Annotated in this window: 5 protein-coding genes; all 5 read left to right on the forward strand. The window is 59.3% G+C overall.

From position 1 onward, the window contains the following. The coding region (locus ABX749_RS19160; protein ID WP_372897376.1) for a hypothetical protein at window positions 1-242 on the forward strand (242 nt) is incomplete at its 5' end. Between the two features lie 148 nt (window positions 243-390). Then, entirely contained in the window at window positions 391-2559 is a 2169-nt protein-coding gene (locus tag ABX749_RS19165; protein WP_372897377.1) for a DUF1549 domain-containing protein, read from the forward strand. Between the two features lie 23 nt (window positions 2560-2582). Next, a complete protein-coding gene (locus ABX749_RS19170; protein ID WP_372897378.1) occupies window positions 2583-3935 on the forward strand; it encodes a DUF1501 domain-containing protein in 1353 nt (450 codons plus the stop codon). Window positions 3936-3939: 4 nt separating this feature from the next. Beyond that, window positions 3940-4425, forward strand: a complete 486-nt coding sequence (locus ABX749_RS19175; protein WP_372897379.1) for a DUF1579 family protein — start codon at window positions 3940-3942, stop codon at window positions 4423-4425. A gap of 91 nt (window positions 4426-4516) precedes the next feature. Continuing rightward, window positions 4517-5800, forward strand: a 1284-nt coding sequence (locus tag ABX749_RS19180; protein WP_372897380.1) for a DUF1549 domain-containing protein, incomplete at its 3' end; no start/stop codon positions are given.

Raw genomic sequence — 5800 nt, forward strand, 5'->3', positions numbered from 1 at the left:
AAGGGCCCGGCGCGTATGGACTCAATCGCAACGTCGAGTTGACCGTCTTGGTGGCCAAAGACAACAAGGTGCTGGCAAACTTCGCGTTGATCCAACCGTCGATGACCGACGGCGTGAAGATCGCCGGCGAGTTCGCCAAAGCGCTCGGAAAGACGCCGCCGACCGCGGAAGAACTCCAGAAAATTGCCTATCCCGGGCGAGCGATGAACATGCGAAAACGCCCGAATCCCAGCAGGGAATGAGCAGTGGTGGAAAGTCCACGGGGGTGAAGCTTTTAGCTTTTAGCTTTTAGCTGTTAGCTGTTAGCTTTTGAATCTGAAACCTGAAACCTGAAACCTGAAATTTAACCGCTTTCCCGAGGCGATCTCTTTGGTCTTCACCGTTCGACGCATGTTCCGGTTTTCGATGATGGCGTTTGTTCTCTGCGCTGGCGGTGCGTCGCAGTGGGCGTGGGGCGAGAGACCGTACGAAGCGATCGATTTTGATACCCAAGTCGTTCCCATCCTGACGCGGTACGGTTGCAACGCGGGGGCCTGTCACGGTGCCGCGATCGGACGTGGCGGGTTCAAGCTGTCGCTGTTCGGTTCCCGAGCGGCCGACGACCAGTTGGCCATCGTGCAGGAATTGGAAGGTCGTCGCGTCAACTTGTACCAACCGCAGCAGAGCCTGTTGCTGCGCAAAGCGACTGAAACGATGGAGCATGGCGGAGGGGAACGGTTTGACGATGCGTCACCCGCCTACGCGCTGCTGGAACAATGGATCGCCGAGCGCGGCAAACGTCTGCAGCGGAGACGATTGGCGGACGTTCGAGTGACGCCCAGCAACGTCTTGCTGGAAAATCTGCAGGACTCGGTCACCGTGTCAGTCATCGCGCGGTTCGATGATGGATCAACGCAGGATGTGACGGATGTCACGACGCTGACGTCGGACGATTCCGAATCGGTTTCCATCGACCGCGATTCCAACCGTCTGACGGTTCATCGCCGCGGAGAGCACGTCGTCATCGCGCGGTATCTGGATCGGGTTCACGCGATTCGCTTGGGCATCCCGCTGGGAACGAAGGAAGTCGAGTCGTCGCCTGACGTCGAGCCGCAGTCCGTCGTCGACCGATGGATCGATCAGAAGCTGCGACAGCTACGGATTCCCGCGTCACCCCGGGCCGACGATCATGAATTCGCGCGGCGGGTCTGGCTGGACCTGACCGGACACCTGCCGTCGGTCGACCAGCTGGATGCGTTTGTGGCAGACCGATCCGACGACAAACGGCAACGGTTGATCGACCGCTTGTTGAACACCGATCAATTTGCGGCGTACTGGGCGCTGAAGTGGGCCAATCTGTTGGGCATCGATAGCAAGTCGCTGCAACCCGAAGGCAGTCAAGCGTACCACGGTTGGTTGACCGATTCGTTTCGTCAGGACAGCCCGTGGAACGCATCGGCGTTGGCGATGTTGACGGCCAACGGGGACGGTTATGTCGAGGGTAGCGTCAACTTCTTGCGTTCGGGCAATGGCCCCGATGGGCTGGCCGAGTTGGCGACACGGGTGTTCATGGGGGTTCGCCTGCGCTGTGCCAACTGCCACGATCATCCGCTGGACCACTGGACCCAAGATGACTATCACGGGCTGGCCGCGATCTTTGCCAAACTCAAACGCGGGCGTGTCGTCAGCACCTCGACGCGTGGTGAAGTCACTCATCCGGTGACCGGGCAACCCGCGATGGCGCGGATTCCCGGCACACGAGATCTGTCGACGGACGAGGACGGTCGGGGGGAATTTGCCCGCTGGGTCACGGCCCCTTCCAATCCGTACTTCGCCCGAGCCGCGGTCAATCGAATTTGGGCGCAACTGATGGGACGCGGTTTGATCGATCCGGTCGATGACATCCGCGCGACCAATCCCGCCAGCCATCCCGAATTGCTCGACGCGTTGGCAGGCGAGTTCACCGCTGAAGGGTTTCGCTTCCGCCGGATCATTCGTCTGATCTGTAACAGCGACGCCTATGGACGAACGTCACAAACACGTCCGGGAAATGAATCCGATTCGGTCTATTATTCGCACTTCATTGCTCGCGGATTGGAAGCCGAGGTGGTTGCCGGGGCGATCGCGGACGCCACCGGTGTCGACATCGTGTACGGTGAAGACGATCAACGCGATGCGATCCGGCTGACCGACAACCGAATGGCGTCGGAAACGCTGGACATTCTCGGTCGCTGTGACCGCGAAGCGGCTTGTGAAACGCCGAACCTGAGTGCCGGTTCGCTCGCCAAGGTCCTGCATTTTCTCAATGGCGACTTGTTGAACCGGCGTCTGGATGATCCGCAGGGACGATTGACGAAATGGTTGCAGCTGTACCCGGACGACTTCACACTGATGGAGCGGCTGTACAAACAAACCTTGTCCCGTCCGCCCAACGCATCGGAACGTCGGTATTGGACAACGCAATTGGAATTGGCAACCGAATCCGACGGGCAATGGCATGATCCGACCGCGCGACAGATGTTCTTTGCCGACGTGTTCTGGGGCTTGCTGACCAGTGAAACTTTCTTGACCAATCACTAGCTGACGTACAAGCGACCAATCCAATGAGAAATCGTCATCCCAATCGACGCTGTGATGGAGTTCACCGCCGCGAGTTGCTGCACGTGGGCGGATTGTCGGCGCTGGGGATCGGTGTCAGCGACTGGTTGATGGCGAAACAGGCCCGCGCCGAATCAAACGCCACACGACACATCGATGATTCGGCCAAAGCCCAGGCGTGCATTCTGATCTGGCTCGACGGCGGCCCGAGTCATCTGGACCTGTTCGATTTGAAACCCGACGCACCCGCGGAGATTCGCGGTCCGTTTGCGCCGATTCCGACCAACGTCAACGGCATCGAGGTCTGTGAACAATTGCCTCGCACCGCGGCGCTGATGGACAAGGTCGCGCTGGTGCGATCGATGACGTCGCCGCTGGGCGAACACAATTTCGCCAGTCATTATTTGCTGACCGGATACAAACCGAATCGGGCGCTGACCTATCCCAGCATTCCATCGGTCCAAAAACACCTCTCTCAGGCCCAGACGGCGATCCCCACCAACATCGCGATCGCGAAACCCAATGGGATGATCGGCAGCGGTTACCTGCCCGAGTCGACGATGCCGTTCATCGTTCAAGGCGACCCCTCCCGACCGGAGTTTCGTGTTCAAGATTTGGAGTTGCCCGCCGGTATGACCCCCGATCGTTTGACGCGTCGCCGCGAATTTCGAAACGCCGTCGACGAACTCACCCGGCAGACCGAAACGCGTCTGGCCGAGTCGGGGCAATCGGATTCGGCGTTCGACCAGGCGTTTCGCTTGGTGCAATCGTCCCAGGCACGCGCGGCGTTTGATTTGCAACAAGAATCACAACGTGATCGCAATCACTACGGGCGGCACCTGATCGGACACGGATGCCTGATGGCCCGACGTCTGGTCGAAGCAGGCGCGAAATTTGTGACCGTGACCGACCGAGGGTGGGACACGCACGAAGACATCTATTTGCGTTTGAAAGAGGGCTTTACCGGCGGGACGGCGGGTAAGATTCCGAAGCTGGATCAAGCTTATTCGGCGCTACTGAGCGATCTTGCCGAGCGCGGGCTGCTCGACTCCACGCTCGTGATTCTGATGGGAGAATTCGGTCGGACTCCCAAATTGAACCCGCGGGGAGGACGCGATCACTGGCCCGGTGCCTTCAGCGTCGCCCTGGCCGGCGGCGGAATCGTCGGCGGGCAAGTGATCGGCAAAAGTGACGCGCACGGCGAACGGCCGGCTGAACGACCGATCAGTCCCGCCGACTTGGTCCGCACGCTCTATCATTTGATCGGTATCGATGGTGATTTGGAATTAAACACTGCCGACGGTCGTCCCGTTCAAGTCAATCGCGACGGGACCGTGATCGGCGACCTGATCGGGTGAAACCATGAGCGACATCAGTAAAACCGACGTCAGTAAAGCAGCGTTCTTTGAGTGGCTTTCCGGCAAGTGGGGGGGCACCTGTCGGACCTGGTTCGAGCCCGATGAATTGGCCGACGAGTCCGCGGTCCGAGGGGAGTTTCAGTTGATCCTGGGAGGTTCGTTCGCCAGACACACCTACGAAGGGGCGATGCAAGGAAAACCGCGCCGCGGCGAAGAGTTGATCTCGCAAAACGGTGTGACGGAGCAATTCCAAGTTGCCTGGATCGACAGTTTTCACATGAGCGATGCGATCATGTTCTCTCAGGGCGAGGCGAATGAGAGTGGTTTTGAGGTTGTCGGCGAGTACGACGTCGCCAAGGATGCACCCCGCTGGGGCTGGAAAACGCGATATCAAAAAAGCGGTCCGGAGGAGCTGACGATTACGGCTTACAACGTCTTCCCGGACGGTTCGGAAGCCAAGGCCGTGGAAACGGTCTATCGACGTGCCTAATCGCCCCAGCGGTTAGATCCCAATCCAGAGTTCGGTTAGACTGCGAAGGAGATTCATGGGTTAGTTGAAGGTTCATTATTGGCGGAGCGACGTGATACGTTTTCTCACATTGATTGCAGGCATCGGGTTCTGGTTTGGCTGTGTGCTGGGGGGGAATGCCCCCGCCGAAGACAACGCAATTTCGCCACCGGTGGACTTTAATCGTGACGTGCGGCCGATCTTCAACCAGCACTGTGTCGCCTGTCATGGCGGCGTCAAGCAAGCCGGAGGGCTGAGTTTCGTCTATGCCGACAGCGTGCTGGCGGTGATCGATCCAGGCAGCTCCGAAGACTCCTATTTGATGGAACGGGTGTTGCTCCCGGCCGACGAGGAGGAGCACATGCCGCCGAGCGATCACGGTCGCTCACTCAACGCCGCGGAGATCGACATTCTGAAGCGTTGGATCGATGGTGGCGGCCAATGGGGAAAACACTGGGCGTTCACCCAGCCACAACGCGCCGAGACCCGTTCGCTTGAATCCGATCCATGGTCGCGGACACGCATCGATCCGTTTGTGCTGGACAAGATCAAGCAGCAAGGGCTTATGCCCCAGGTGGATGCTGAGCCGGAAGAATGGTTGCGCAGAGCGTCGTTGGATTTGACGGGTTTGCCACCGACGCCCGCACAAGTCGACGCCTTTCTAGCAGACGTCCGCCGCAACGGCGAAGACGCATACCGGGTTGCCGCCGACGATCTGCTGGCCTCGCCCGCGTTCGGCGAACGTTGGGCAAGTGTTTGGCTGGACGTCATCCGCTATGCCGATTCACGAGGTCTGGGGCTGGATGGTCGCCGCACCATCTGGCAATTCCGCGACTGGGTGATCCGCGCGTTCAACGAGGACATGCCGTATGACCAATTCACGGTCCGGCAACTGGCCGGTGATCTGTTGCCCGATCGCACGCTCGACGACCTGCTTGCGACCGCGTGCCACCGCACGACGCAAACCAATGAAGAAGGCGGAACGGATGACGAGACGTTTCGCACCGAAGCGGTGATGGACCGCGTCAACACGACGTGGCAAGCTTGGCAAGGCGTCTCGTTCGGTTGCGTCCAGTGCCACTCGCATCCTTACGATCCGATCGAGCACAAGGAGTACTATCAATTTCTGGCGTTCTTCAACAACACCGCCGACAGTGATCTGGGCAACGATCTGCCGACGCTGGCCGTTCCCGTGGATCACGATCAATTCGACGAAGCGTTTCAGTTGGACGAACAGGCCGACCAGCTGTGGTTGTACGAGTGGCAACTCGCCCGCGCAGGGGTTAAGGATGACGAGCTCTGGAAACCGATTTCCGATCTGGAACTGTCCACCAACAACAATACACGCGTCGTCGCC

The organism is Stieleria sp. (assembly GCF_041595215.1).
Taxonomy (GTDB): Bacteria; Planctomycetota; Planctomycetia; order Pirellulales; family Pirellulaceae; genus Stieleria; species Stieleria magnilauensis.